Annotated in this window: 24 protein-coding genes; 15 read left to right on the plus strand and 9 right to left on the minus strand. The window is 62.4% G+C overall.

Going from position 1 to position 26882, the window contains the following annotated elements; translation table 11 throughout:
* Nucleotides 1-2: 2 nt before the first annotated feature.
* The 6 genes from AC58X1_RS23075 to dksA all read right to left on the minus strand — a co-directional run bounded on the left by AC58X1_RS23075 (nucleotide 3) and on the right by dksA (nucleotide 8305).
* Nucleotides 3-1391, minus strand: coding sequence for a polynucleotide adenylyltransferase PcnB (locus tag AC58X1_RS23075; RefSeq protein ID WP_497429521.1), 1389 nt, complete (start codon nucleotides 1389-1391; stop codon nucleotides 3-5).
* A 752-nt stretch (nucleotides 1392-2143) separates the two neighbouring features.
* The gene (locus AC58X1_RS23080; RefSeq protein WP_101322142.1) at nucleotides 2144-3595 is read right to left on the minus strand and encodes a sigma-54-dependent transcriptional regulator; all 1452 of its coding nucleotides are present in this window, start codon (nucleotides 3593-3595) and stop codon (nucleotides 2144-2146) included.
* Nucleotides 3596-3599: 4 nt separating this feature from the next.
* A complete protein-coding gene (locus AC58X1_RS23085; protein ID WP_497429522.1) occupies nucleotides 3600-6575 on the minus strand; it encodes a sensor histidine kinase in 2976 nt (991 codons plus the stop codon).
* Nucleotides 6559-6735: a hypothetical protein gene (locus AC58X1_RS23090; protein ID WP_003250005.1), complete on the minus strand. Its 177-nt coding sequence runs from the start codon at nucleotides 6733-6735 to the stop codon at nucleotides 6559-6561. Before AC58X1_RS23090 ends, AC58X1_RS23085 begins: the two co-directional genes overlap by 17 nt.
* A 171-nt stretch (nucleotides 6736-6906) precedes the next feature.
* On the minus strand, nucleotides 6907-7794 hold the full coding sequence (gene gluQRS / locus AC58X1_RS23095) for a tRNA glutamyl-Q(34) synthetase GluQRS (RefSeq protein WP_150571327.1): 888 nt from the start codon (nucleotides 7792-7794) through the stop codon (nucleotides 6907-6909).
* Nucleotides 7795-7858: 64 nt separating this feature from the next.
* Nucleotides 7859-8305: an RNA polymerase-binding protein DksA gene (gene dksA, locus AC58X1_RS23100; RefSeq protein ID WP_101322139.1), complete on the minus strand. Its 447-nt coding sequence runs from the start codon at nucleotides 8303-8305 to the stop codon at nucleotides 7859-7861.
* Between the two features lie 214 nt (nucleotides 8306-8519).
* Between dksA and AC58X1_RS23105 the strand changes: the two genes are divergently transcribed.
* The gene (locus tag AC58X1_RS23105) at nucleotides 8520-9692 is read left to right on the plus strand and encodes a pyridoxal phosphate-dependent aminotransferase (RefSeq protein WP_150571328.1); all 1173 of its coding nucleotides are present in this window, start codon (nucleotides 8520-8522) and stop codon (nucleotides 9690-9692) included.
* A complete protein-coding gene (gene sfsA / locus AC58X1_RS23110; RefSeq protein WP_150571329.1) occupies nucleotides 9692-10405 on the plus strand; it encodes a DNA/RNA nuclease SfsA in 714 nt (237 codons plus the stop codon). Before AC58X1_RS23105 ends, sfsA begins: the two co-directional genes overlap by 1 nt.
* Here the strand turns inward: sfsA and AC58X1_RS23115 are convergent.
* Nucleotides 10395-10712 (minus strand): Rieske (2Fe-2S) protein, encoded by a 318-nt coding sequence (locus AC58X1_RS23115; protein WP_150571330.1) that lies wholly within the window; start codon nucleotides 10710-10712, stop codon nucleotides 10395-10397. The genes sfsA and AC58X1_RS23115 overlap by 11 nt on opposite strands.
* A gap of 161 nt (nucleotides 10713-10873) precedes the next feature.
* On the opposite strand from AC58X1_RS23115, the gene AC58X1_RS23120 reads away from it, so the two are divergent.
* The 4 genes from AC58X1_RS23120 to AC58X1_RS23135 are packed head-to-tail and all read left to right on the plus strand — an operon-like array spanning nucleotide 10874 to nucleotide 14461.
* A complete protein-coding gene (locus AC58X1_RS23120; RefSeq protein WP_150571331.1) occupies nucleotides 10874-11755 on the plus strand; it encodes a heme/hemin ABC transporter substrate-binding protein in 882 nt (293 codons plus the stop codon).
* Between the two features lie 50 nt (nucleotides 11756-11805).
* On the plus strand, nucleotides 11806-12789 hold the full coding sequence (locus AC58X1_RS23125; protein ID WP_181108667.1) for a FecCD family ABC transporter permease: 984 nt from the start codon (nucleotides 11806-11808) through the stop codon (nucleotides 12787-12789).
* Nucleotides 12789-13556 carry a heme ABC transporter ATP-binding protein gene (locus tag AC58X1_RS23130; RefSeq protein WP_497429523.1) on the plus strand — a complete coding sequence of 256 codons (768 nt, stop codon included), beginning with the start codon at nucleotides 12789-12791 and terminating at the stop codon, nucleotides 13554-13556. Before AC58X1_RS23125 ends, AC58X1_RS23130 begins: the two co-directional genes overlap by 1 nt.
* 11 nt (nucleotides 13557-13567) lie before the next feature.
* Nucleotides 13568-14461 carry a ChaN family lipoprotein gene (locus tag AC58X1_RS23135; RefSeq protein ID WP_101322132.1) on the plus strand — a complete coding sequence of 298 codons (894 nt, stop codon included), beginning with the start codon at nucleotides 13568-13570 and terminating at the stop codon, nucleotides 14459-14461.
* Between the two features lie 205 nt (nucleotides 14462-14666).
* On the opposite strand, the gene AC58X1_RS23140 is transcribed toward AC58X1_RS23135, so the two are convergent.
* On the minus strand, nucleotides 14667-14945 hold the full coding sequence (locus tag AC58X1_RS23140) for a TfoX/Sxy family protein (RefSeq protein WP_101322131.1): 279 nt from the start codon (nucleotides 14943-14945) through the stop codon (nucleotides 14667-14669).
* Nucleotides 14946-15099: 154 nt separating this feature from the next.
* The gene (locus AC58X1_RS23145) at nucleotides 15100-16662 is read right to left on the minus strand and encodes a bifunctional aminoglycoside phosphotransferase/ATP-binding protein (protein ID WP_497429524.1); all 1563 of its coding nucleotides are present in this window, start codon (nucleotides 16660-16662) and stop codon (nucleotides 15100-15102) included.
* 108 nt (nucleotides 16663-16770) lie between these two features.
* Here AC58X1_RS23145 and mrcB point away from each other — a divergent pair, with 108 nt between their 5' ends.
* The 9 genes from mrcB (at nucleotide 16771) to msrQ (ending at nucleotide 26633) form a co-directional block, all read left to right on the plus strand.
* Nucleotides 16771-19092, plus strand: a complete 2322-nt coding sequence (gene mrcB / locus AC58X1_RS23150; RefSeq protein WP_181108634.1) for a penicillin-binding protein 1B — start codon at nucleotides 16771-16773, stop codon at nucleotides 19090-19092.
* A gap of 60 nt (nucleotides 19093-19152) precedes the next feature.
* Nucleotides 19153-19908, plus strand: a complete 756-nt coding sequence (locus tag AC58X1_RS23155; protein ID WP_497429525.1) for a tetratricopeptide repeat protein — start codon at nucleotides 19153-19155, stop codon at nucleotides 19906-19908.
* Nucleotides 19908-20240, plus strand: coding sequence for a YqcC family protein (locus AC58X1_RS23160; RefSeq protein WP_497429526.1), 333 nt, complete (start codon nucleotides 19908-19910; stop codon nucleotides 20238-20240). Before AC58X1_RS23155 ends, AC58X1_RS23160 begins: the two co-directional genes overlap by 1 nt.
* 407 nt (nucleotides 20241-20647) lie before the next feature.
* Nucleotides 20648-22372 (plus strand): acetolactate synthase 3 large subunit, encoded by a 1725-nt coding sequence (locus AC58X1_RS23165; protein WP_101323108.1) that lies wholly within the window; start codon nucleotides 20648-20650, stop codon nucleotides 22370-22372.
* A gap of 1 nt (nucleotide 22373) precedes the next feature.
* Nucleotides 22374-22865: an acetolactate synthase small subunit gene (ilvN, locus tag AC58X1_RS23170; protein WP_101322126.1), complete on the plus strand. Its 492-nt coding sequence runs from the start codon at nucleotides 22374-22376 to the stop codon at nucleotides 22863-22865.
* Nucleotides 22866-22918: 53 nt separating this feature from the next.
* Nucleotides 22919-23935, plus strand: a complete 1017-nt coding sequence (gene ilvC, locus AC58X1_RS23175) for a ketol-acid reductoisomerase (RefSeq protein WP_101322125.1) — start codon at nucleotides 22919-22921, stop codon at nucleotides 23933-23935.
* 144 nt (nucleotides 23936-24079) lie between these two features.
* Nucleotides 24080-24931: a CDP-diacylglycerol--serine O-phosphatidyltransferase gene (gene pssA, locus AC58X1_RS23180; RefSeq protein ID WP_101322124.1), complete on the plus strand. Its 852-nt coding sequence runs from the start codon at nucleotides 24080-24082 to the stop codon at nucleotides 24929-24931.
* Nucleotides 24932-25008: 77 nt separating this feature from the next.
* A complete protein-coding gene (gene msrP, locus AC58X1_RS23185) occupies nucleotides 25009-26022 on the plus strand; it encodes a protein-methionine-sulfoxide reductase catalytic subunit MsrP (RefSeq protein ID WP_101322123.1) in 1014 nt (337 codons plus the stop codon).
* Nucleotides 26022-26633 carry a protein-methionine-sulfoxide reductase heme-binding subunit MsrQ gene (gene msrQ / locus AC58X1_RS23190; RefSeq protein ID WP_101322122.1) on the plus strand — a complete coding sequence of 204 codons (612 nt, stop codon included), beginning with the start codon at nucleotides 26022-26024 and terminating at the stop codon, nucleotides 26631-26633. The genes msrP and msrQ overlap by 1 nt, the downstream gene beginning before the upstream one ends.
* Nucleotides 26634-26882 lie beyond the last annotated feature (249 nt).

Here is a 26882-nt window from a genome sequence, read left to right on the forward strand (position 1 = left end):
GCTTAGTCGAACGCTTCGTCAGCACTGCGCTTGCGCTTGGTACCGCTGCGCTTGCGTTTGCGTGGCGCGGCGCCGCTGCCGTCATCACGGCTGCCCAGCTCGGCGATCATGGCCCGGCGTTCGCTGTCGTTGGCGTCCTGGTAGTCGGTCCACCACTGGCCCAGCTCTTCGGTTTCCTCGCCGGCGCTCTCGCGCAGCAGCAGGAAGTCGTAGCCAGCGCGGAAGCGCGGGTTGTCCAGGAGCATGTCGGCGCGTTTGCCGCTGCGCCGTGGCAGGCGCTCCTGCATGTCCCAGATCTCGCGGATCGGCAGGGTGAAGCGCTTGGGGATTGCAATGCGCTGGCACTGTTCGGCGATCAGGTCGTGGGCGGCCTGGTTCATTGCCGGGATCGGCGGTACGCCTTGGCTCTGCAGGTACAGTGCACGGCCCGGTAGGGCCGGCCAGAGCATGGCCGCGAAGAGGAACGCCGGCGTTACCGGTTTGCCCTGCTTGACGCGCAGGTCGGTGTTCATCAAGGCGTTGCTGATCAGCGTGTGGGTGTAGCTTGGGCGCTCTTCCAGGGCGTGGCTGCTGCCTGGGAACAACGGTTCAAATAGATGCAGGTCGACCAGCATTTCGAAGGCGATGGCGCCGTGGCCGGAGAGGAACAGCTTGAGGCATTCCTCGAACAGCCGTGCTGGCGGGATATCGCGCAGCATCGGTGCCAGCTCGCGGATCGGCTGCACCGTGTGCTTTTCGATGCCGAAGTTGAGCTTGGCCGCAAAGCGCACCGCGCGCAGCATGCGCACCGGGTCTTCCTGGTAACGATGGACCGGGTCGCCAATCAGGCGCAGCAGGCGGTTACGCACATCGGGCATGCCGTTGGCGTAGTCGAGGATGCGCTCGCTGACCGGGTCATAGTACAGCGCATTGACCGTGAAGTCGCGGCGCTGGGCGTCGTCTTCGAGGGTGCCGTAGACGTTGTCGCGCAAAATACGACCGCTGGCATTATGCGACGAACGGTGGCTGTCGCCCTCGCCTTCATCGCTGTGGTGGGCACGGAAAGTGGCCACTTCGATGATTTCACGGCCGAAATGCACGTGAACCAGCTTGAAGCGGCGGCCAATGATTCGCGCATTGCGAAACTCGGCACGGACCTGTTCAGGCGTGGCGCTGGTGGCGACATCGAAGTCTTTGGGCGTGATGCCCAGGAGCATGTCACGCACACAGCCGCCAACCAGGTAAGCCTGGTATCCGGCAGCCTGCAGGCGATCGACAATGCCCACCGCATGGCGGCTGAACTGGCTGCGCTGCAGCGAGTGCTGGCTCTTGTTGATCACTTCAGGCGTGGTGCGCCTGTGGTGTTGACCACTAACGGGAGGACGGAACGACTGGAACAACTTCTTCAGCATGGGATGCACTGTTTGAAGGAATGTTCGGCCAAGGGATAGAGAATGGCCGCATGATGGGCGGGGATTCTAGCATTTACTTCGGGGATGGTGTAGGCGGTATGCCACGGGTGCTTGCGCGGGAGGCGGAAACGACAAGGGGAGCCTAAGCTCCCCAAGAAGTCGTTGCGTGCTCTTATTGTTTTTCTGCTGGGCTTCTTGTTTTTGTTGAGTGCCCTGCCCACAAAGCGCGAAACTTGTGGACGACCCCCAAACCGGGGGTAAAGAGCAAACGGATTGCTTTGGCCGCTGAGGTGATGCTGATCTGTCGATCCAACCAGTGTAGGCGCTGCTTTAGTGCAGTTTTTGTTGTTCTCTGCCTGGTCGTGGGGCAAGCCCCAAACACAACTCCTCTCCAAAAGAATCAGTTAGCTGCGCCTCCGCCGTCTTGTTTTTATTGTGCGTGAGCCGTTTCGTCTTGTTCTTATTCTGAGTTGCAATGCTTGTTATTGTTCTTGTACCAAAGATATAGCAGGTGCCGTGCCAACTTTTGAAAACCCAGCAAATACGGGGGTTTTCCGGGTTTTGCTCAGGTCGAGAGCGGAGCAGATGTAGAAATTTCGTTACCGTACGCCTCGGTGGCTGTTACGGCAGGCGGGGATGGGTAACAGATTTTTGCAGGCGCGCTGGCGTGTTACCTGCACAAACGCAAACGGGGCAAGCCCTCTGCCACGGTAACCCCGTGGTAGACGGCTTGCCCCGTTATTGGGCGCCGATCAGTTGTCGCTGGTGGCGTTGCTCTTGCGCCGTGGGATGCCCAGGCGCTGGCGCCGCTCCCACAGGCATTTACGGCTGACGCCAAGCTTGCGCGCCAGTTCGGTCTCGGTCATGTGGTCCTGATGCTCAAGCACGAAGTGCTGGAAGTAGTCTTCCAGCGACAGATCCTCGGTCGGCTCGTGGCTGGCGTTACCGGCACTGACGCTGCCCAGGGCGGACATGCCGTCAAGCAGGTCATCGTCGTCCAGGTCACTCAGCTCGATGTCGATGCCCAGCAGCTCGGCGGAAATTTCCGGGCTCTCGCTGAGGATCACCGAGCGCTCGACCGCGTTTTCCAACTCGCGCACGTTACCCGGCCAGCTGTAATGACGAATCGCCTGCTCGGCCTCGCTGGAGAAGTGCAGGTCATCGCGACCGATGCGTGCGCTCTGGCGGGCGAGGAAGGCGCTGGCGATTTCGTTGACGTCACTGCCGCGCTCGCGCAAGGCCGGCAGCTTGAGGGCGATCACGTGCAGGCGGTAATAAAGGTCTTCGCGGAATTGGCCGACCTTGGCCAGATTTTTCAGGTCACGGTGGGTCGCAGCGATCAGGCGCACGTCGACCTTTTGCGATTGCACCGCGCCAACCCGGCGGATCTCGCCTTCCTGCAGCACGCGCAACAGGCGCGCCTGGGCTTCGAGTGGCAGCTCGCCGATTTCATCGAGGAACAGCGTGCCGCCGTCAGCCGCTTCGACCAAACCGGCACGGCCGGCGCTGGCGCCGGTGAACGCGCCTTTTTCGTGGCCGAACAGTTCCGACTCGATCAAGGTTTCAGGGATGGCTGCGCAGTTGACCGAAATCATCGGCGCCTTGGCCCGTCGCGACAGATTGTGCAGTGCGCGTGCGACCAGCTCTTTGCCGGTACCCGACTCACCCTGGATCAACACATTGGAGTCGGTCGGTGCCACTTTGCGGATCTTGCTGTAGAGGTCCTGCATCGGCGCGCAGGTGCCAATGATGCCGATCTCGCCGTTGGCAGCATTGTGGCTGCCCTTGTCGGCAACAGCCGGTTTGCCGTTGCTGCGCGGCTCGAGGCTGCTGGTGGCGGCCGCCGGGGCGTTCTGGCGATCACGCAGAATGCGCGCAACTGCCTGCAGCATCTCGTCGTGGTCGAACGGCTTGGCGATGTAATCGACCGCGCCCATTTTCATCGAGTCGACCGCCGAGCGCAGGCTGGCGTAGCTGGTCATGATCAGCACCGGGATGCCCTGGCCTAGCTTGATCAGCTCGGTACCGGGGGCGCCAGGCAGGCGCAGGTCGCTGACGATCAGGTCAAATGTGGCAATGCTGAAGCGTTCCTGGGCTTCCTGCACCGAGCCCGCTTCGCTGACCTGGTACTGGTTGCGTTCAAGCAGACGACGCAAGGCCGAGCGGATGATGGTTTCGTCTTCGACGATCAGAATATGCGGCATTGATTCAATTCTCTCGACGGTCGCGAATTTCAGGGGACGTCGCTACGACATGCCGGGGCAGGGTCACGCGGATCCGGGTGCCACGCTGCCGTTCGATATCGGCGGGGCTGTCGATGGTGATTTGCCCATAATGCTCTTCCACGATGGAATAGACCAGTGCAAGCCCCAGTCCGGTTCCCTCGCCAGGGTCCTTGGTGGTGAAGAACGGTTCGAACAGGCGGTCCATGATGTTTTTCGGAATGCCGCTGCCCTCGTCCTCGACCACCAGGTCGACGGTGTGCTCGCTGACTTCACTGCGCACGCGCACGGCACTGCCGGCGGGCGAGGCATCACGGGCGTTGGACAGCAGGTTGATGAGCACCTGGGCGAGGCGCTGTGGGTCACCCTCGGCCCAGTGATCCGGGTCGCACAGGTTGAAGAACTGCACCTCGAAATTGCGCCGGTTGAGGGCCAGCAGGCCGATCGCATCCTGGGCGACCTCGGCCAGGCACACCGGCTCTTCGTTGTTCTGGTGGCTGCCGCCGGCATGGGCGAAGCTCATCAATGACTGGACGATGCGCGAGACGCGTTTGGTCTGCTCGATGATCTGGCTGGACAGCTCGGTGATCTCGCCATCGTCCTCACGCTCTTCGCGCAGGTTCTGCGCCAGGCAGGCGATGCCGGTGATCGGGTTGCCGATCTCGTGGGCGACCCCGGCGGCAAGGCGGCCAATGCTGGCCAGGCGCTCGGAATGCACCAGTTTGTCTTCCAGCGCCTGGGTATCGGTGAGGTCCTCGACCAGCAGCACCAGGCCGCTGTTGCCCGGTGCCAAAGGCTCGTCGATGGCGGCTTTGTGCAGGTTGAGCCAGCGGGTCTGGCCGTCGAGGCCCAGGCGCTGCTTGTGCAGGTGCTCGTCGGGCAGGTCGATAAAGCCCTGCAGCAGCCCGCGCCAGGGCTCGGCGATGGTGACCAGGCGCGAGCCGACCACGTGCTTGGCGGCAATCCCGGTCAGCTCTTCCATGGCCTTGTTCCACATCAGGATCTCTTGATCCTTGGCCAGCGAGCAGACGCCCATGGGCAGCTCCTGCAAGGTCTGGCGGTGGTAACGGCGCAGCGCATCGAGCTCGGCGGCCAGGCCGGTCAGGCGCGAGTGGTAATCCTCAAGACGGCTTTCGATGAAGTGGATATCTTCGGTTACGTAATTTTCGTTGCCGGATTTGTACGGCAAGAAGGTTTCGACCATGTCCTGCGCAACGCTTGGGCCCATCAGGCCGGACAGGTTGGCCTCGATGCGATCGCGCAGACGGCGCAGGGCGTAAGGGCGGCGTTCGTCGAACGGCAGGTACAAGTCGCGCAGGGCTTGCTCGACTTCTTTTTGCGCAGCCTTGGCGCCCAGCGGTTTGGCCAGCTGGGTGGCGAACTCCTGCGGCGAAGCGGCGTACAGTTCACGCCGCTGTGGCCGGCGCACGTTGTCGACCGCACAGGCTTCAGCGGCGCTGACTTCTTCACTGCTGGCGTTGGTGAACAGCGAGATCAGCGTGAACAGCAAGACGTTGGCGGCCAGCGACGCAATCGCCGCCATGTGCCAGCTGGTGTCGTCGAGCACATAGATCATGTCCAGCAGCGGGATATAGAAGCCCTGCAGGTTGCCCAGCAGCGGCAACAGCATGGTCACCATCCACACCAGCATGCCCGCCAGCAGGCCGGCGATGAAGCCACGGCGGTTGGCGGTCGGCCAGTACAGCACCGAAAGCACGCCGGGGAGGAACTGCAAGGTGGCGACAAAGGCAACGATGCCGAGGTTGGCCAGACTCTGGTGGTTGTTCTGGGTCAGGTAGAAGACGAAGCCGGCGGTGATGATGGCGACGATCAGCGCGCGCCGGGTCCACTTCAGCCAGCGATAGATATTGCCTTCGGCTGGTGGCTGATACAGCGGTAGCACCAGGTGGTTGAGGGCCATGCCCGACAGCGCCAGGGTGGTGACGATGATCAGCCCGCTGGAAGCCGACAAACCGCCGACGTAAGCCAGCAGTGCCAGTGCCTCATTATTGGCGGCAATGCCCAGGCCAAGGGTGAAATACTCGGGGTTGGTGCTCGCGCCCAGGCGCAGCCCTGCCCACAGGATCAGCGGCACGGCCAGGCTCATCAGCAGCAGGAACAACGGCAGGCCCCAGCTGGCGCTGACCAGTGCGCGCGGGCTGAGGTTTTCGGTAAAGGCCATGTGGTACATGTGCGGCATGACGATCGCCGAGGCGAAGAACACCAGCAGCAACGTGCGCCATGGGCCCTCCTGCAGTGGCGTGTGCAGCGCGGCGAGGGCGGTCTGGTTTTGCAGCAGCCACACTTCCAGGCCGTGTGGGCCGCCGAACACACCATACAGCGCATACAGGCCGACCCCGCCGAGGGCGATCAGCTTGATCACCGACTCGAAGGCGATGGCGAACACCAGCCCTTCGTGTTTCTCGCGTGTGGCGATATGGCGCGAGCCGAAGAAGATGGTGAACAGGGTGATCAGCGCACAAAAGGCGAACGCGACCCGGGCCTTGACCGGCTCGCCGGTGAGGATATTGATCGAGTCGGCCACCGCCTGGATCTGCAGGGCCAGCAGCGGCAGCACGCCAATCAACATGAAGATGGTGGTCAGCGCGCCGGCCCAGGTGCTGCGAAAGCGAAACGCGAGCAGGTCGGCCAGGGATGACAACTGGTAGGTGCGGGTGATCTTCAGGATCGGATAGAGCAGCACCGGCGCCAGCAGAAACGCCCCCGACACGCCCAGGTAACAGGCAAGAAAGCCATAGCCATACTGATAGGCCAGGCCGACCGAGCCGTAGAAGGCCCAGGCGCTGGCGTAGACGCCGAGCGACAAGGTATAGGTCAGCGGGTGACGGATGACCGAACGCGGGATCAGCCCGCGCTCGCTGATCCAGGCCACGCCGAACAGTACCAGCAGGTACCCGGCGCTGATCAGGATCATCTGGGTCAGGCTAAAGCTCATCGGCATCTCGTTGGCTCTGCAGGATGAAGGTGACGACGATCAGGATCAGCCACAGCAGGTACGGGCGGTACCAGGCGCCGGTGGGCTCGATCCACCAGTCCATGATGGCCGGCGAGAACAGGTAGATCCCGACCACCAGCAGCAGGACCAAGCGATAGATGTACATGCGGGCCTCGATGAGTGGGCGCTGCGGATTTGCACTTATTATTGGCGCAAATCGGCGCCAATGGCCGGGCCGATGCTAGCGGGATTCTACGGCTGTGGGCAAGAAATTGAATTTGCTCGATTTTTACCGCGCGCCAAGGGCTGCAGCGAGCCCACGGCGCGGGACCGGCAACTAGCGCAGATCAGCCTCGGCCAGGGTCAGCTGGCGGGCGATGGCCTCAGGGCGCCAACGCTGGCGCGCGATCTCCAGCACCTCAGCCGGGCTGGCCTGCTCAAGCGCAGGCTCGGTCGCTTGGCCCAGTGCACGCAGCGCGCGCAGCAGGAGGGGGGTGGCCTGCTCAGGTGCCAGCGGTGGCGAGCGGTACGATTTACCCAACTTGTGCCCGTCGGGCTGGATCAGCAACGGGATGTGCAGGTAGCGCGGCTGGGAAAAACCCAGCAGTTCTTGCAGGTACAGCTGACGCGGGGTGTTGTCGAGTAAGTCGGCGCCGCGCACGATATCGGTAACGCCTTGCCAGGCATCGTCCAGCACCACCGCCAGCTGGTAGGCATACAAACCATCGCGGCGTTGAATGATGAAGTCGCCGACTTCGCGGCCCAGGTGCTGGGCGAACGGCCCTTGCACACGATCATCGAAGCGATAGCTCAGCTCCGGCACGCGCAAGCGGATCGCCGCGCCCTCGCGGGCGTGACCGGCGTTGCGGCAAGTGCCAGGGTAGATGCCGTTGCTGCCCTCAAGTTGTTTGCGCGAGCAGGTGCAGGCGTAAGCCAGCCCCTGACGGAACAGGTGCTCGACCACGTCGGCATAGGCAGCATGGCGCTGGCTCTGGTACACCACCTGGCCGTCCCAGTGCAGGCCGTAGCCTTCGAGGGTGCGCAGGATCGCATCGCGGGCGCCGGGCATCTCGCGCGGCGGGTCGGTGTCTTCCATGCGCAGCAGCCAGCGGCCATTGACGGCGCGGGCGTCCAGCCACGAGGCCAGGGCGGCCACCAGCGAGCCGAAGTGCAGGAAACCACTGGGGGTAGGGGCGAAGCGCCCGACGTAGGGGGAGGCAGTCATGGTTTACGTCATCTTCACAATGAAAAACGGGGCGCCTGAGCGCCCCGTTCGATGAAAAGCACGATCAGGCTTTGCCGACCTGCTTTTCTTTCTTCTCTGCCACTTCCTTGCAATCGAAGCACAGGTCAGCGGTAGGGCGAGCTTCCAGACGGCGCAGGCCGATCTCGATGCCACAGGCTTCGCACCAGCCGTATTCCTCGTCGACAATCAATTGCAGGGTCTTGTCGATCTTCTTGATCAGCTTGCGCTCGCGATCGCGGGCGCGCAGTTCAAGGGCGAACTCTTCCTCTTGCGAGGCACGGTCCGCTGGGTCGGCAAAGTTGGCCGCCTCTTCTTTCATATGGTCAACGGTCTTGTCGACGCCGATCATCAACTCTTGCTTCCAAGCACTCAGGATCTTGGTGAAGTGCTTGCGCATGGGTTCACCCATGTACTCTTCACCCTTGCTCTCCTGATAGGGCTCAACCCCATAAAGGTTCTGACTGGCTTTTTGCTTTTCTAGGGTGGACATGAATAGACCGCCTCTCACTCATCTGATCCAATGCGCAGGATGCTCCATCTCCGGCGACCGCCGGCCCTGCGACTGCGAGCCGCCGAACTTACCAGATAGATCGGGGGTGCGCTACCCCGGCCGATCTCACTGTTGACAGCGGCCCGCGCTACGCGTTCAGTGGCATGTTGACGCTTGATTCACCAGTCTAGATGCATTTCATAGAAGGCCCACAATGGCTCAGTCCTACAGCGCGCGCAGCCGCGCCATCGAACCTTTCCATGTCATGGCCCTGTTGGCCCGCGCCAACGAGCTGCAGGCCGCCGGCCATGACGTGATCCATCTGGAAATCGGCGAGCCGGATTTCACCACCGCCGCGCCGATCGTGGCTGCCGGCCAGGCTGCGCTGGCGGCGGGGCATACCCGTTACACCGCCGCGCGCGGGCTACCCGCACTGCGCGAAGCGATCTCTGCCTTTTATGGCAAGCGCTACGGACTGGACATCGACCCGCAGCGCATCCTGATCACGCCAGGCGGCTCGGGCGCGCTGCTGTTGGCCAGCAGCTTGCTGGTCGACCCCGGCAAACACTGGCTGCTGGCAGACCCGGGCTACCCGTGCAATCGGCATTTCCTGCGGCTGGTCGAGGGCGCCGCGCAGTTGGTGCCGGTCGGGCCAGAGGTCAATTATCAGCTGACCGCCGAGTTGGTCGCGCAGCACTGGAACCAGGACAGCGTCGGTGCGCTGGTGGCCTCGCCGGCCAACCCCACCGGTACCGTGCTCGACCGCGATGAACTGGCCGGCCTGGCGCAAGCGATACGCGCCCGTGATGGCCATCTGGTGGTGGACGAGATCTATCACGGCCTGACCTACGGTATGGATGCGCCGAGTGTGCTCGAAGTGGCCGATGACGCCTTTGTGCTGAACAGTTTTTCCAAATATTTCGGCATGACCGGCTGGCGCCTGGGCTGGCTGGTCGCGCCGCCGCAGGCGGTGGCCGATCTGGAGAAGCTTGCGCAAAACCTCTACATCAGCGCCCCAAGCATGGCCCAGCACGCCGCGCTGGCCTGTTTCGAGGATGACACCCTGGCCATTCTCGAACAGCGCCGTGGCGAATTTGCCAAGCGCCGCGACTATTTGCTGCCGGCGTTGCGCAACCTTGGCTTCGGCATCGCCGTCGAGCCGCAAGGCGCCTTCTATCTATATGCCGACATCAGCAAGTTCGGTGGCGACGCCTTCGCCTTCTGCCGGCACTTCCTCGAAACCGAGCATCTGGCGTTTACTCCAGGCCTGGACTTCGGCCGCCATCAGGCTGGGCACCACGTGCGCTTCGCCTATACCCAGAGCTTGCCGCGGCTGGAACAGGCGGTTGAGCGGCTGGCCCGCGGCCTGCGTAGTTGGCAAGGCTGATGGCGCAGTTTCCTCAACTGGAACAGGGCCGCCTGCTGCGCCGCTACAAGCGCTTTCTGGCCGATATCGAACTGGCCAACGGCGAGCTGCTGACCATTCACTGCCCCAATACCGGTTCGATGCTCAACTGCATGCGCGAAGGCGGGCAGGTCTGGTTCAGTCGCTCCAACGACCCCAAGCGCAAGCTGCCCGGCACCTGGGAAATCAGCGAGACGCCACAGGGCCGGCTGGCCTGCATCAATACCGGGCGGGCCAACGCACTGGTTGAAGAGGCTTTGCACGCCGGGGTGATCAGCGAGCTGGCCGGGTTTACCGCACTCAAGCGCGAGGTGGCCTATGGCAGCGAGCGCAGCCGGATTGATTTTCGTCTGGAGTTTGCCAGTGGGCCTGCCTATGTCGAGGTCAAGAGTGTCACCCTCGGCTACCCGGACAGCGCAGTGGCGGCGTTTCCCGATGCCGTCACCCAGCGCGGTGCCAAGCATCTGCGCGAGCTGGCGGCACTGGCCCGCCAGGGGATTCGTGCGGTGCAGCTGTATTGCGTCAATCTCAGCGGGATCGAAGCGGTGCGGCCTGCCGAAGAAATCGATGCCGCCTACGCCACGGCGTTGCGCTCAGCTGTTGCCGAAGGCGTCGAGGTGATCGCCTACGGCACCTGCCTGGATGCCCAGCAGATTCGCATCGACCGCCCGCTGCCGGTGTTGCTCACGCGCTGAGCCAGATGCCCTGGCTGTCTTCATGGCAGGCCAGGGCGTGCAGCTGCTCGCCCTCGCACGGGCCGGCCACGCACTCGCCACTCTCGATCAGAAACAGCGCCCCATGCTGGGCGCAGTGGATCAGGCTGGCACTGGCATCCAGAAACGTGTCGTCTGCCCAGTTCAACGGGATGCCCTTGTGCGGGCAGCGGTTGCGATAGACAAACACCTGGCCGTGGCGACGCACGGCAAACAGCGCCTGCCCTGCTACGTTGAATGCACGGCTGTGGCCTTCAGCAAGTTGCTCGGAAGCACATAGAAGCTGCATCGCGGGAAATCGTCCTGCGGTAAAAGGTTGGCACAAGGCAGCGCTTGACGCTCAATGAGAATAATTATCAAACTGTGCGCTGTTGCGTTGGCCGACTATGGTGCGCAGTTCTGTCGTGTGCCACAAGGCGCACGGCCTGTCTTCTGTAAAGGAATCCGCTTATGCGCCGTCCTGCTGCTCTGCTTGCCCTGTGCGCTGCACTTGTTATGTCCACTCAGACGGCGGCTGCCGAACTACCGCAGCGCTGGGTCAGTGCCGGCGGTGCCTTGAGTGAGTGGATCAGCGCGCTGGGTGGTGAGCAGCGGCTGGTCGGCGTCGATACCACCAGTCAGCATCCCGAGGCACTGACTGCGCTGCCGAGCATCGGCTATCAGCGCCAATTGTCGGCCGAGGGCATCCTCAGCCTGCGTCCTGATCTGCTGGTCGGCACCGACGAAATGGGCCCGCCGCCGGTGCTGGCGCAGATTCGCCAGGCCGGGGTGCGGGTGGAGGTGTTCTCGAGCAAGCCTGAGCTGGCGGCACTGGATGCCAACCTTGAGAAACTGGGCCGTCTGCTTGGCGAAGACGGCCGCGCCGGGCTGCTCGCTGGACAGTTCCATCATGAGCTGGACGCCGTACAGACCAAGGTCAAACAGGCGCAGGCTGCGCAGAAAGCGCCCGGTGTGTTGCTGCTGGTCGGCCATGCCGGTGCCAAGCCATTGATCGCCGGCGCGGGTACGGCAGGGGACTGGCTGCTGGGCCAGGCCGGCGGGCGTAACCTGGCCGAGCATCAGGGCTACAAGAACTTCTCGGTCGAAGCACTGGCAGCGCTCGACCCCGACGTGGTGGTGATTGCCGACCGCAGCTTGAGTGGTGAGCAGGCGGTGCAAGCGCTGCTCAAGGAAAATCCAGGCCTAGCCAGCTCGCGCGCGGTGCGCGAGAAGCGCCTGGTGTCGCTGGACCCAACCCTGTTGGTGGGCGGCCTCGGCCCGCGTCTGCCGGCGACTCTGCAGCAGCTGGCGGGTGAGTTCTATCCACAGGCCAAGGCCAGCTTCGCCCCATGAAACAGAGGGTTCAGCCGCGCACCTTGTTCATCGGCCTGAGCCTGCTCTGCCTGCTCGCAGTATGGCTGTCGCTGGCGCTGGGGCCGGTCAGCCTGCCATTGCTGGATACCCTGCGCGCCGGCTTGCGCCTGCTCGGCGTGCCGATTGCCGCTGATGGGCTGGAGCAGGCCGAGCTGATCCTGGGGCAGATCCGCCTGCCGCGGACCTTGCTCGGGCTGGCGGTGGGCGCCGTGCTGGCGTTGTCCGGAGTGGCCATGCAAGGCCTGTTTCGCAACCCGCTGGCGGACCCAGGGCTGGTCGGCGTGGCTAGCGGTGCTGCGCTCGGCGCCGCTATTGCGATTGTCGGCGGCAGTTGGCTGGGCGGTATCCCGGAGTGGTTTGCGCCGTATCTGCTGTCGGTATGTGCCTTTGCCGGTGGCCTTGGAGTCACCGCGCTGGTCTACCGGCTGGGCCGGCGTGACGGTCAAACCAATGTCGCCACGATGCTGCTGGCCGGTATCGCGCTGACTGCCCTGGCCGGCTCGGCAGTGGGCTTGTTCACCTACCTGGCCGATGACGCCACCCTGCGCACCTTGACCTTCTGGAACCTGGGCAGCCTCAACGGCGCCAGCTATGCCCGGCTGTGGCCGTTGCTGGTGGTGACCCTCGCCGTGGCGCTGTGGCTGCCCAGGCGGGCGCAGGCACTCAATGCCTTGCTGTTGGGCGAGTCGGAGGCTCGGCATCTGGGCGTCGAGGTCGAGTCGCTGAAGCGCGAGCTGGTGTTCTGCACCGCCTTGGGCGTAGGCGCAGCAGTGGCCGCCGCCGGCCTGATCGGCTTTATCGGGCTGGTGGTGCCGCACTTGGTGCGGCTGCTGGCCGGGCCGGATCACCGGGTGCTGCTGCCAGCCTCATTGCTTGCCGGCGGCTCGCTGCTACTGTTCGCTGACCTGGTCGCCCGGCTGGCGCTGGCGCCCGCCGAGCTGCCGATCGGCATCGTTACTGCGTTCATTGGGGCGCCGTTCTTCTTGCTGTTGCTGCTCAAGGGGCGCCACTGATGCTCGAAGCCAAAGGCCTGCACTTGCAGCGTGGTAGCACCGAAGTGCTGCACGATATAAGCCTGAGCCTGAAGCCTGGGCAGATCCTTGGTGTGCTGGGCCCCAATGGCGCTGGCAAGAGCAGCCTGCTCGGCGCGCTGTGCGGTGAACTGATCCCCAGTCAGGGCCAGGTGCGTCTTGGCGGGCGGGGCCTGGCCGAATTGGCCGGGCAGGCGCGGGCACGGCAATTGGCGGTGCTGCCGCAGGTGTCCAGCCTTGGCTTTGCCTTTCGCGTTGAAGAAGTGGTCGGTCTTGGCCGCTTGCCCCATGCCAGCGGCCAGCAGCGTGACCGCGAGATCATCGAAGCCGCGCTGCACGCCGCAGATGCCCAGCATCTGCTTGCGCGCAGTTACCTGGCGTTGTCGGGCGGTGAGCGCCAGCGTGTGCACCTGGCGCGGGTGCTGGCGCAATTATGGCCAGGCGAGGCGGGCGCGACGCTGCTGCTCGATGAACCCACCTCGATGCTCGACCCGCTGCACCAGCACACCACCTTGCAGGCCGTGCGCAGCTTTGCCGACCGCGGCGCGGCGGTACTGGTAATCCTGCATGACCTGAACCTGGCCGCGCGCTACTGTGACCAGCTGATGCTGCTCGAGCACGGCCGTTGCCACGCCCTGGCCAGCCCGCGCGAGGTCCTGACGCCAGAGGCGCTGAAGGCGGTGTTCGGCATCGATGTGCTGGTGCAGGATCATCCTGAACGCGGCCACCCGCTGATCATCATGCGCTAAGGAGCTTGCCCATGATCTGTCGCCTGTTGTTGCTTGGTTTGCTGGTTGTATTTGGCGGCTGTCAGGCGCGACAGGCCAGCCTGCCGCCGCTGCCCGTCTGGCAAGCCAGCGAGGGCCGCACCAGTGCGCAATTGGGGCAGATTCGCGAACTCGCCAGTGGCCGCCTGCTCAGCCCTGAGCAACTGCTGGATGAGTTGGCGCAGGCGCCGCGGGTGCTGGTTGGAGAGAAGCACGACAACCCTGATCACCACGCGCTGCAGCTATGGCTGCTAAAGGCGCTGCAGGCGCGCCGAGCGCAAGGCAGCCTGCTGTTGGAAATGCTCCAGCCCGAGCAGCAGGCGCGGGTCGACGCGGTGGCTGGCGCCGCGCAACTGCCGGCCGACCTGGCCAAAGCCCTGGCCTGGCAGGACGGCTGGGACTGGGCGCTGTACGGCCCGATCGTGCGCCAGGCGTTGCAGCAGTCGACGCCGCTGCTGGCGGCCAATCTGTCCACCAGCGAAATGCGCCAGGCCTATCGGCAGCCTGCTGCGCTGAGTGGCCAGCGCTCGAGTGCGCCTGCTGTCAAAGCCGAACTGCTCAAGCAAGTGCGTGAGGGGCACTGCGGGCTGCTGCCTGAAAGCCAGTTGCCGGCAATGCTCGCGGTGCAGCAGCAACGCGACCGGCGTATCGCCGAGCGGTTGCTGGCGGCAGCGCAACCGGCGTTACTGTTCGCCGGCAGTGCCCACGTGCGCAACGACCTCGGCGTGCCGCTGCATTTGGCTGATCTCGGCGCCAAGGGCGCGAGCAAAGTCTTGTTGCTGGCCGAAGTCGGCAGCGAAGTGCAGCCGGGCATGGCCGACTATGTCTGGTTTACGGCGGCGCTGCCAGAGCAGGACTACTGCGCCCAGTTGCGCAGCCAGCACTGATCATCCGCGGCCAGCGGCGGCGCTTGAGCCCAAATCGCAGGCAAAAAAAGACCCGGCAAAAAGCCGGGTCAATAACCGTGATTAGCCTGATGAGGAGATAATCTGAGAGTCCGAACCAAGGTCTTTCAAATTACCCAACCAGTCTCGCGACCAGTTGTGATAATCATAACGATTCTCATTTCTACATCAATCCCTTCGCTGCAATTTATTTAAGATTTTTCTGCAGCGTGCATTTTGCGTCCAGCTGTTGATTCAGTGCTTCCTTGCGTTCGGCCGGCAAATCATTCCAATGCATGTCGAGCAACGCCCCCTCGATTGCATACAGCAGGACCTTGGACGCGCGAAAGCCTCTACTCTTCACTGCTTGATAAGCGCCGACCGCGCCGAGCCTGCGCAAGTCGGATGCACTGTGGATGCCGACCGCATGCAACCACTGCGCAGAGGTCTTGCCGAGGTTTTTCAGGTGCTGCAACTCATCGTTCATCGAGCCTCCTTGCGATGGCTGAACGGGGGCATATCGAAAATCGTGAGCAGGTCAGACAGGAGTGTAGCGGGGGTTGGCGAATTCGCCCGCAAAGCCCGCCGTGCGCGGCGGGCAGGGCAGCACAGGGCAATTGCTGCCCCGCGCTTTGGAGATGTTACAGGCCGGGCAGGCGCTGACGAATCTGCTCGATCACGGCATCCATGGCGGCGCCCTGCTGGGTGTCGACGCGGGTGCTGTCGCGCAGCTCCTGCTCGTCCAGCGGGTCGCGGCTGGCCTGCTGAGCCTTGACCACTTCAAGGGTGGCGTCGGAAGGGTCAAGCTGCTCAGCCTGACGCTGTGCCAGCCAGCTTTCTATGACCGCATCCGGCGCGTGGCAATCGAGGATCAGCAATGGCACCCCGGTCTGGTTGGCGACGCTGGCGGCGGCCTGGCGCTGTTCGCGCTTGAGGTAGGTGGCGTCGAGCACCACCGGGAAGCCCGCGCGCAGAATCACGTCGGCCAGTTGATGCAGACGCTTATAGGTAGCGGCGCTGGCATCTTCGGCGTAAATGCCGCCTTGCAGTTGGCCGGCAGCCTGAGCCAGTTGTTCACCGAACAGGCGCTTGCGCTCGACATCGGAGCGCACGCGGATCGCCCCCAGTGCTTCGACCAGGCGCATCGACACGTGGCTTTTGCCTACTGCCGAAACGCCATGGGTGATCGCCAGCAAGCGTGAAGGGATGGCGCTGTAGCTTTCCGCCAGGTTGGCGTAGTTGCGGTAGGTGCGCAGGGTGGTGGCGCGCTGCACGCCATCTGCGTCGGCCGGCATGCTGAACAGGGCGACCTTGGCCCGCACCAGGGCGCGGTAGGCCTTGTAGAAGTTGAGCAGCTCCAGGCCCTGGTAGTCGCCGGTCAGTTCCAGGTACTGGCTGACGAAGCGCCGCGCCAGACACTTCAGGCCACGGTCTTCGAGGTCCATGGCAAGGAAGCCGGTGTCAGCCCAGACATCGGTCATGCGGAATGGCTCGTTGAACTCGATGCAGTCGAAGATCACCACCTTGCCGTCGATCACCGTGGCATTGCCCAGGTGGATGTCACCGTGGCATTCGCGGATGAAGCCGTCACGCTTGCGCGCCTCGAACAGGCCATGCAGGCGGTCGAAGCTGCTGCGGGCCCAGGCTTGCAGGTTGTCTAGCTGCTGCAGGTCGGCCTTGTCGCTGAGGAACGGGCGAATCTGCTCGAAGTTCTGTTCGACCGGTGCCATCACGCTGTCCGGGGTGCCGAATGGCTGCTCGGCGGCGACCTTTGGCGTCTGCTGGTGGAACTCGGCAATCTGCCGCGCCATCTGGTCGATGTGGCTGGCGGTCAGTTCACCGTTGGCCTGCAGCGTGCTGAGCATGTTGCTCTGGGGGAACTGGCGCATGCGCAGGGCGAACTCGATCGGTGCACCTTCGCCGCCCAGTTGCGGCGCCTCGGCGCTGCCGGTGATCGGCAGCACGTCCAGGTACAGGTCGTCGGTCAGGCGCTGGTTCAGGCGCAGTTCTTCGTTACAAAAGTGTTCACGCTGGTCGAGGCCGGTGAAGTCGAGAAAACCGAAGTTCATCGGTTTCTTGATCTTGTAGGCGTACTCACCGGTGAGCAGGACCCAGGAGATGTGCGTCTCGATAAGCTGGAAGCCGCTGACCGGGTGCGGGTAAAGGGCGGGGTTCTGCAGGGCACTGATGAGGGCTTGGCTCACGGGCAATCCTTCCGGGATAAGGGAATTCGAATGCGCCATTATGGTCAATGGTGCCGTCCCTGCATACCGCCGGGCCTGCCTTGACTAAAGTGCGTATAATCCGCCGCCATGACTCGATCCCGAAATTCCCGTACTGCGCAAAAACGCTCGCCTGGTCGCTCGCGCGTCTGGCTGGGCTGGGCTCTCAAACTGAGCCTGGTCGGCCTGGTGCTGCTCGCCGGCTTTGCTATCTACCTCGATGCCATCGTCCAGGAGAAGTTCTCCGGCAAGCGCTGGACCATCCCGGCCAAAGTGTATGCCCGGCCGCTGGAGCTGTTCGTCGGCCAGAAGCTGAGCAAGGACGACTTCCTCACCGAACTCGACGCCCTTGGCTACCGCCGTGAAACCGCGGCCAATGGCCCAGGCGCGGCGTCGGTCAACGGCAACAATGTCGACCTCAACACCCGCGGCTTCCAATTCTATGAAGGCCTGGAACCTGCGCAGTTCGTGCGTGTGCGCTTCTCGGGCGATTATGTGGCCGGCATGACTGGCGCCAATGGCAGCAAGCTAGATGTGGTCCGGCTCGAGCCGCTGATGATCGGCGGCATCTACCCGAAAAACCTCGAAGATCGCATCCTGATCAAGATCGATCAGGTGCCTCCGTACCTGCTGGAAACCCTGGTTGCCACCGAAGACCGCGACTTCTACAGCCACTTTGGTGTGTCACCCAAGGGCATCGCCCGGGCGATCTGGGTCAACACTTCGTCCGGCGCCATGCGCCAGGGCGGTAGTACCCTGACTCAACAGCTGGTGAAAAACTTCTACCTGACCAGCGAGCGCAGCCTGACGCGCAAGCTGACCGAAGCGATGATGGCCGTATTGCTCGAAATGCATTACGACAAGCGCGAGATTCTCGAGGCTTACCTCAACGAGGTCTTTGTCGGTCAGGATGGCCAACGTGCCGTGCATGGCTTCGGTCTGGCCAGCCAGTTCTTCTTCAGCCAGCCGCTGCAAGAGCTCAAGCTGCACCAGATCGCCTTGCTGGTGGGCATGGTCAAGGGGCCGTCCTACTACAACCCGCGGCGCTCGCCTGAGCGTGCGCTGGTGCGCCGTAACCTGGTCCTCGACCTGTTGGCCGAGCAGGGTGTGGCCAGCCAGGAAGTAGTCGACGCGGCGAAGAAAATGCCACTGGGCGTGACCAAGCGCGGCAGCCTCGCCGATAGCTCGTTCCCGGCCTTCCTTGATCTGGTCAAGCGTCAGCTGCGCCAGGACTACCGTGACGAAGACTTGACCGAAGAAGGCCTGCGCATCTTCACCAGCTTCGACCCGATCCTGCAGATGAAGGCCGAGACTGCCATGAGCGAGACGTTCAAGCGTCTGGCCGGGCGCAAGGGCTCGGATGCGGTCGAGTCGGCGATGGTCGTGACCAATCCGGAAACCGGCGAAGTCCAGGCCCTGATCGGCAGCCGCCAGTCCGGCTTTGCCGGCTTCAACCGCGCCATCGATGCAGTGCGCCCGATCGGCTCGCTGGTGAAGCCGGCGGTTTACCTCAGTGCACTGGAAAAACCGAGCAAGTACACCCTGACCAGTTGGCTGCAAGACGAGCCGTTCTCGGTCAAGGGGGCGGATGGCCAGGTCTGGCGTCCACAGAACTACGACCGCCGTGCGCATGGCACTATCTACCTGTATCAAGGCCTGGCCAACTCGTACAACCTGTCGACCGCCAAGCTAGGCCTGGAAGTCGGCGTGCCGAACGTGCTCAAGACCATCGGTCGGCTCGGCGTCAATGTCGACTGGCCGGCGTTCCCGTCGATGTTGCTCGGCGCTGGCGGGATGTCGCCGATGCAGGTCGCGACCATGTACCAAACCATCGCCAACGGTGGCTTCAACACGCCGATGCGCGGCATTCGCAGTGTGCTCACCGCCGAAGGCGAGCCGCTCAAGCGCTACCCGTTCCAGATCCAGCAGAGCTTCGACCCAGGTGCCATTTATCTGGTCCAGAACGCCATGCAGCGGGTCATGCGTGAAGGTACCGGGCGTTCGGTCTACAGTGTCCTGCCAAGCTCGCTGACGCTGGCCGGCAAGACCGGCACCAGTAACGATTCGCGCGACAGCTGGTTCTCCGGTTTCAGCCAGGATCTGCTGGCGGTGGTCTGGCTCGGCCGCGACGACAACGGCAAGACACCGTTCACCGGCGCCACCGGTGCGTTGCAGGTCTGGACCAGCTTCATGCGCAAGGCCGACCCGTTGCCACTGGACATGCCGCAGCCGGACAACATCGTCCAGGCCTGGATCGACCCATACAGCGGGCAGGGCTCGGACAGCAGCTGTCCGGGAGCAGTGCAGATGCCGTATATTCGCGGCAGCGAACCGGCCGCTGGCGCTGCCTGCGGTGGTGAACAGCAACCGGCCGACTCGGTCATGGATTGGGTCAAGGGTTGGATGAATTGAGCACTGCGGGCCGGCGGGGATGACCCACTGGCCCGTAGCCGCATTTAGAGAGGGTAACAAGTGAACAAGTGGTGGCTTCCTGCCTTGACCGCGCTGGCCATGCTCCATGGCTGCGCCAGCGTTCCACGCGGCAACATTCCGGTGGTCGACTCGAGCACCCGGGTATCCAACAGCGAGCGGGTCACCGCCAACCAGCGCACGCCGGTTACCGCCAATGGCACCAGCCAGGCGCAGTCGCTGCCTGAGGACTCCGGCGTGACCGTGATGATCCCGCAAGGCGCCGGTGCTTCGTCGATCCAGACCTTCCCGGCTGGCAACGCGGCGCCGATCAGCAGCGCGCCGATCGATACCGCGCCGATTACCACCAACCCCAACCCGATTGCCGACGAGCCGTTCGACATCGCCTCGATGAACAGCACCCCGACGGCGACCAGTGCGCCTACCGGTATCCCGCGCAGCGCGCCAGCTGGCGGCCTGTCGGCTGACGAACAGCTCGATGGCCCGGTGCTGGCGCTGTTGACCACGGCCCAGCAGCAACAAGGCGGTGGCGACCTCAATGGCGCTTCGTCGAGCCTTGAGCGCGCCCAGCGCATTGCCCCGCGCGAGCCGCAGGTGCTGTTCCGCCTGGCCCAGGTGCGCCTGGCCCAGGGTGATTCGGCCCAGGCCGAGCAACTCGCACGCCGCGCGCTGACCTACGCCAATGGTCGCCCAAGCTTACAAGCGGAGCTGTGGAACACCATTGCCCAGGCCCGTGAGAAGCAGGGTGACAGCGCCGGTGCCGCTCTGGCTCGGCAGAAAGCCCGGGTCAATCTGTAATGGTCGAGCAACGCATTCTCGACATCGCCGACCATTTGCTGCTGATCGAGCACGAGTTGCGCAGTCAGGGCTGGTGGAGCGAGCAGGCACCCAGTGCCGAAGCACTGGCCAGTGTCACGCCGTTTGCGGTCGATGTGATGAGCTTTGAGCAGTGGCTGCAGTGGATTTTCCTGCCACGCATGGCGTTCATCCTCGAACACGCCCAGCCGCTGCCGAACGCCTCGGGCATTCTGGTCATGGCTGAAACGGTTTTCAGTGATCGCCCGGATCAAAGTCGCGAGCTGCGCCGACTATTGGCTGAATTTGACCAATTGATCGGCACATCCGCCTGATTTCTGCTCTTTTTCAGACTAGAGCCGCAGATTGCGGCTCTTTTTTTTGTTTTTGTTTGGTTTTCTGCTGCTGTGAACTGTATTCGTGGTGGAACAAATTCATCTCGAGGAAAAATTGGCAATAATTTTTCTTGACATAACCTCGGCGAATCACAAGAATCAGGTTCCGCTTTAGAGGGACTGCCAGAAGCAGACCCGCTAAGCAGATCATGAGGCGCATACCCGCGCCGACTTGTAACACCCCGCAACGCGTTACCTCGCGCTGGGTGGGAAAACCCCGCAACACTCTGGGGCGCTCCCAATACTTGCTCAGTCAGTGCTGACGTTCGCTCGTGCTCTGCTTGGCAGTAAACCTATTAAGACCCGTCCATCAGGGACGGTATTCTGGCGTTTTAGAGGTGAACAACGTGGAGCTTTTATCTGGCGCTGAGATGGTCGTCCGCTTCTTGCGTGACGAAGGCGTTAAGCACATCTACGGGTACCCTGGCGGTGCTCTCCTTCATGTATACGACGCGCTGTTCAAAGAGCCGGAAGTCGAGCACATCCTGGTTCGTCACGAGCAGGCTGCAACCCACATGGCTGACGGCTATGCCCGTGCCACCGGCAAGGCTGGCGTAGTGCTGGTGACTTCCGGCCCGGGTGCAACCAATGCCATCACCGGTATTGCCACCGCGTACATGGACTCGATTCCGATGGTGATCCTGTCGGGCCAGGTGCCTAGCACCATGGTCGGCACCGACGCCTTCCAGGAAACCGACATGATCGGTATTTCCCGGCCGATCGTGAAGCACAGCTTCATGATCAAGCATGCCTCGGAAATCCCCGAAGTCATGAAAAAGGCCTTCTACCTGGCGCAATCCGGTCGTCCTGGCCCGGTCGTGGTCGACATTCCAAAAGATATGACCAACCCGGCCGAGAAGTTCGAGTACGTCTATCCGAAGAAGGTCAAGCTGCGTTCCTATAGCCCGGCCGTACGTGGTCACTCGGGGCAGATCCGCAAGGCAGCCGAGATGATCCTCGCCGCCAAGCGTCCGATCGTCTACTCCGGGGGTGGTGTGATCCTCGGTGGTGGCTCCGAGACCCTGACCGAGATCGCCAAGTCGCTGAACCTGCCGGTTACCAACACCCTGATGGGCTTGGGTGGCTTCCCCGGTACCGACCGCCAGTTCCTCGGCATGCTCGGTATGCATGGCAGCTTCACCGCCAACCAGGCGATGCACCATGCCGACGTGATCCTGGCTGTCGGCGCGCGTTTCGATGACCGTGTGATCAACGGCCCGGCCAAGTTCTGCCCGAATGCCAAGATCATCCACATCGACATCGACCCGGCGTCCATCTCGAAAACGATCAAGGCTGACGTGCCGATCGTAGGTCCAGTCGACAGCGTGCTCAGCGAGATGCTGGCGATCTTCAAGGAAATCGGTCAGCAGCCTGAAAAGGCCGCGCTGGATGCCTGGTGGAAGCAGATCGACGAATGGCGTGGCGACCGCGGCCTGTTCCCTTACGACAAGGGCGACGGCAGCGTGATCAAGCCGCAGACCGTGATCGAAACCCTGTGTGAAGTGACCAATGGCGATGCTTACATCACCTCCGATGTCGGCCAGCACCAGATGTTCGCTTCGCAGTATTACCGCTTCAACAAGCCGAACCGCTGGATCAACTCCGGTGGCCTGGGCACCATGGGCTTCGGCTTCCCGGCGGCGATGGGCATCAAGCTCAACTTCCCCGATCAGGACGTGGCCTGTGTGACCGGCGAAGGCAGCATCCAGATGAACATCCAGGAGCTGTCTACCTGCATGCAGTACGGCCTGCCGGTGAAGATCGTCAACATGAACAACGGTGTGCTGGGCATGGTTCGCCAGTGGCAGGACATGGCCTACAACGGCCGTCACTCGCATTCGTATGTCGAATCGCTGCCGGACTTCGTCAAACTGGTCGAAGCCTATGGCCACGTCGGTATCCGCATCACCAGCCTCAAGGACCTCAAGCCCAAGCTGGAAGAAGCGTTCGCCATGAAAGACCGGCTGGTGTTCATCGATATCGCGATTGACCGCACCGAGCACGTCTACCCGATGCAGATCAAAGACGGCTCGATGCGCGACATGTGGCTGAGCAAGACGGAGCGTACCTGATATGCGGCACATCATTTCCCTGCTGCTGGAAAACGAACCCGGTGCCTTGTCTCGCGTGGTCGGCCTGTTTTCCCAACGCAACTACAACATTGAAAGCCTGACCGTGGCGCCGACCGAGGACCCAACCCTCTCGCGCCTGACCCTGACTACCGTTGGTCATGACGAGGTGATCGAGCAGATCACCAAGAACCTGAACAAGCTGGTAGAAGTGGTGAAGCTGGTCGACCTGTCGGAGAGCGCGCACATCGAGCGCGAATTGATGCTGGTCAAGGTCAAGGCAACCGGCGCCCAGCGCGCCGAGATCAAACGCACCACGGATATTTTCCGTGGGCAGATCGTCGACGTCACCGCCAGTGTGTATACCGTGCAACTGAGCGGCACCAGCGACAAGCTGGACAGCTTCATCCAGGCGATCGGCACTGCATCGATTCTCGAAACCGTGCGCAGCGGCGTTACCGGCATTGCCCGTGGCGACAAAGTGCTCAGCGTCTAACTTAAACAAATAGCGATGGCTCCGCAGGGGCCGAGATCTAACAGGGGTATTTCATGAAAGTTTTCTACGACAAAGACTGCGACCTTTCCATCATCCAGGGTAAGAAAGTCGCCATCATCGGCTACGGTTCGCAAGGCCACGCTCAGGCATGCAACCTGAAAGACTCCGGTGTAGACGTAACTGTCGGTCTGCGTAAAGGCTCGGCTACCGTTGCCAAGGCAGAAGCTCACGGCCTGAAAGTGGCTGACGTGGCTTCAGCTGTCGCTGCTGCCGACCTGGTCATGATCCTGACCCCGGACGAATTCCAGGGCACTCTGTACAAGACCGAAATCGAGCCGAACATCAAGAAAGGCGCCACCCTGGCCTTCTCCCACGGCTTCGCGATCCACTACAACCAGGTCGTGCCACGTGCTGACCTCGACGTGATCATGATCGCGCCGAAGGCCCCAGGCCACACCGTGCGTTCCGAGTTCGTCAAAGGCGGCGGCATCCCTGACCTGATCGCTATCTACCAGGACGCCTCGGGCAACGCCAAGAACGTTGCACTGTCGTACGCTGCAGGCGTCGGCGGCGGCCGTACCGGCATCATCGAAACCACCTTCAAGGACGAGACTGAAACCGACCTGTTCGGCGAGCAGGCTGTTCTGTGTGGCGGTACCGTCGAGCTGGTCAAAGCCGGTTTCGAAACCCTGGTTGAAGCTGGCTACGCGCCAGAAATGGCCTACTTCGAGTGCCTGCACGAACTGAAACTGATCGTTGACCTCATGTACGAAGGCGGTATCGCCAACATGAACTACTCGATCTCCAACAACGCCGAATACGGTGAGTACGTGACTGGCCCTGAGGTCATCAACGCCGAATCGCGTCAGGCCATGCGCAACGCTCTGAAGCGCATCCAGGACGGCGAGTACGCCAAGATGTTCATCTCCGAAGGTGCTACCAACTACCCATCGATGACCGCCAAGCGTCGTAACAACGCCGCCCACGGTATTGAAGTGATCGGTGAGCAGCTGCGTTCCATGATGCCTTGGATCTCGGCCAACAAAATCGTCGACAAGACCAAGAACTGAGTCTTTGCGATGAGATGAAAAACGCGGCTTAGGCCGCGTTTTTTCGTTTAAGCGGCGCGCTTCTGGTATAAAGCGACCAGTGGCTTGCCGTCAGTTTGTGCTTCGCAAGCCTGTATCGAACATTTTCCAATCAAGGTAATTTTCATGAGCGAACGTCCCGAAGAGCCGAACACGCCCTCCGACGCCGAAAGCCTGCTACCTGTAGATGAGCACGTTGAAGAAGGGCATGACGCCGAAGGGCGCAAGGTCCGTCATCGCGGTATCTACCTGCTGCCCAACCTATTCACCACGGCCAACCTGTTCGCCGGCTTCTACTCGATCATCAGCTCGATCAGCGCGCAGAGCGCCATGAGCGCAGGTGACCCGCGCGAGGCGAGCAAGTACTTCGCCTTTGCCGCTATTGCCATTTTCGTGGCCATGGTGCTCGACGGCCTGGATGGCCGGGTAGCACGCATGACCAACACCCAGAGCGCATTCGGCGCTGAATACGACTCGCTGTCGGACATGGTCGCCTTCGGCGTGGCGCCGGCGCTGCTGGCATTCGGCTGGGCACTGGGTGACATGGGCAAGGTCGGCTGGATGGTTGCTTTCATCTATGTCGCTGGTGCTGCCCTGCGTCTGGCACGCTTCAACACCCAGGTCGGCACTGCTGACAAACGTTACTTCATCGGCCTGGCCAGCCCGGCTGCGGCAGGCGTGGTGGCGGGTACCGTATGGGCCTTCAGCGATTTCGGCATTCAGGGCTCGAAGCTGTCGTTCCTGGTGGCGCTGCTGGTGGCGGCTGCGGGCATGCTGATGGTCAGCAACGTCAAGTACAACAGCTTCAAGGAACTCGACCTGCGTGGGCGGGTGCCGTTCGTGGCGATCCTTGCAGTGGTGCTGGTGTTTGCCGTGGTATTCAGCGACCCGCCGCGCATTCTGCTGTTGATCTTCCTCGGTTATGCCGTGTCGGGCCCGGTGCAGTATCTGCTGCGGGTACGTCGGCAAAAAAACTGAAGTTGATTTAATGACGGAATAACCTTCCGGCTCCATAGTCTTACGGGTACATCAGTTGCCCGTACTGTGGAGCCGTTATGCTCATCAAGATCGCTCGTCCATCCGACTGCAAAGCGTCGGAGATCACCCCTGAAGGTATCTACCTTTCTCGCCGTACCATGCTGGGTGCTTCCCTGGCGGGTGCCGCCGTGGCCGCATTGCCTGGCGTTGCGCTTGGCGCCGAGCCTTCGCGCTATGCCGATGTTGAGCCTGGCGCCGCGCCGGGCTGGTTCAAGGACAAGCTCGGCGCTACCCGGTGGGGCGCGGTGACGGTCGAGAACGAGGCGATCACGCCGTTCAAGGACGCCACCCACTACAACAACTTCTATGAATTCGGCACCGACAAGGGTGATCCAGCCGCGAATGCCGGCAGCCTGAAAACCGAGCCGTGGAGCCTGGTGGTGGATGGCGAGGTGGCCAAGCCAGGGCGCTATGCGCTGGAAGACTTCGTCAAACCCTATCAGCTGGAAGAGCGCATCTATCGGCTGCGCTGCGTCGAGGCCTGGTCGATGGTGATCCCGTGGTTGGGCTTTAGCCTGGCGCAGGTGCTCAAGCAGGTCGAGCCGACTTCGAAGGCGCGCTACCTGCGTTTCGAAACCCTGCAGGACCCAAAGGTAATGCCCGGCCAGCGCTCATCGTTTGCCTTGATCGACTGGCCCTACGTGGAAGGCCTGCGCCTGGACGAGGCGATGAACCCATTGGCGATTCTTGCGGTGGGCATGTATGGACGTGAACTGCCTAACCAGAATGGTGCGCCACTGCGGCTGATCGTGCCGTGGAAGTACGGCTTCAAAAGCATCAAGTCGATCGTGCGCATCAGCCTGGTGGCGGAGCAGCCGCAAACCACCTGGGAGCGCCTGGCGCCGACCGAGTATGGCTTCTATGCCAACGTCAACCCGACGGTCGATCATCCACGCTGGACTCAGGCCCGTGAGCGGCGGCTGCCGAGTGGCCTGTTCAGCCCGAACGTGCGCGACACCTTGATGTTCAACGGCTATGGCGATGAAGTCGCGTCGTTGTACAGCGACCTTGATCTGCGGAAGAACTACTGATGCGCTATCCCTGGTTGCGCCTGGGCATCTTTGTGCTGGGCTGCCTGTTCCCCAGCTGGTGGCTGTATGAGGCGGCGACCAACCAGCTTGGCCCGGACCTGGGCAAGATCATCATGGACCGGTTGGGCCTGGGGGCGCTGATCTTCCTGTTGATCACCTTGAGCATGACGCCACTGCAGCGGCTTACGGGCTGGTCGGGGTGGATCGTGATCCGCCGGCAACTGGGGCTGTGGAGCTTTGCTTATATAGTGCTGCACATGATCACCTACATGGTGTTCATCCTCGGCCTGGACTGGGGGCAGTTCGGCGTTGAGTTGCGCAAGCGGCCGTACATCATTGTCGGTGCGCTGGCCTTCCTCGGCTTGCTGGCCTTGGCGCTGACTTCCAATCGTTACAGTCAGCGGCGCCTGGGTGCGCGTTGGAAGAAGCTGCACAAGCTGGTGTACGTGATTCTTGGGCTGGGTTTGCTGCATTTCCTGTGGATCGTGCGTTCGGATCTTAAGGAGTGGGCGATCTACGCCTCGATCGGCGCATTGCTGTTGCTGCTGCGGGTTCCGCTGGTGGCGCGGCGCGTTCCGCGGTTGATCGGCAGGCGGGGCAGGGCGGTGTGAGAGACTTATTCCAGTGATATTGCACAAAGCTGAAATTAACGGTTGACGGGGTTCTGTAAGCGCTTATAATGCGCCCCACTTCCAGCGTAGTTGGAGCGGAAAACTCCTTGAGATTCAATGAGTTAGAAGTTTCAGAGATGCTGCAAGGGCTTCGATCGAAAGATCGCCAGCGGTGAAAAAGGCAGTTGACAGCAGGTTGTAACGCTGTAGAATTCGCCTCCCGCTACGAGAGATCGCAAGCGAGTCAAG

The sequence above is a fragment of the Pseudomonas sp. PGPR N4 genome, assembly GCF_059693665.1.